The 821-nt window shown below is 56.3% G+C and carries 2 protein-coding genes; both read right to left on the minus strand.

The features are described 5' to 3' along the window. The coding region (locus tag DL239_RS21365; RefSeq protein ID WP_167686113.1) for a hypothetical protein at nucleotides 1-236 on the minus strand (236 nt) is incomplete at its 3' end. Beyond that, nucleotides 236-694: a hypothetical protein gene (locus DL239_RS21370; protein ID WP_167686114.1), complete on the minus strand. Its 459-nt coding sequence runs from the start codon at nucleotides 692-694 to the stop codon at nucleotides 236-238. The genes DL239_RS21365 and DL239_RS21370, both read right to left, overlap by 1 nt. Nucleotides 695-821: the final 127 nt, after the last annotated feature.

An 821-nucleotide genomic window follows, 5' to 3' on the forward strand; every position in this document is an offset into this window, starting at 1 on the left:
CCGGGCTGAACAGTGGCAATTCGGGTTTCATTCCCCACGTCGCCAATGGCCACGCTTAATGGTCCTGTTTTGTCGACAAGCGAGGTCACGTAAAAGCCCGCCCAGTCCTCTGGCACAACCGCTATGTTTTCGACCCAAACCGCGCCGCCACCGAACGGATTGCCCACCCGGTGGTTGCCGGAGTTTACTAGGTATTGCAGTCCCGCGTTGGGATTGTGTACAAAGGGTACTCCCATCAGACCGGCACCTCATTGTTCAGGATAGCCGCAACCCGTGGTGCGGTTAGCAAGTCTTGGCTCTGCAAGTACCCCAGCCCCTGGCCGACCATACTGTGGTCTGCTCGGATCGTCTGAGTTACCTTCACCATGTCGAAGAAATCGAAAACTATAGCGTCTGTGGCCTGGGCATTCCGAATGGCGATCCGTTCCGCTGGGGTGAACAACAGCATGAACTCTGAGGCCGTCCAAACGACTGCAGGCACCGGGGCAGGCACGTCCCAGTCCAGTGTGACGGGATTCCAGCCCAGAGTAGGATCGGGCGGGGCTGGGAACAGTTTTAGAGTACAGTACGGTACGGTCTCGCCCGCTTCTCGACGGAGGTTACGCTCCTCCAAAAATTCCTCGGGGGTTTTGTCGGTGGTGCCACTGGATCTTAGGTTCCCAGTGACATCATCGTATACAGCAGCCCAACCCATATTAGCCTCCTTTATGCGCTCACGGCGTCGGGAATTGTGAGATCCATGGCGTTGAAATTATAATTACCGGCATCCGACAGAGCGATAGAAGTTGGATTGCCGGTGCCGGGATCTTTCAGGGTGTTTG

The organism is Parasedimentitalea denitrificans, assembly GCF_011813015.1.
Lineage (GTDB): Bacteria > Pseudomonadota > Alphaproteobacteria > Rhodobacterales > Rhodobacteraceae > Parasedimentitalea > Parasedimentitalea denitrificans.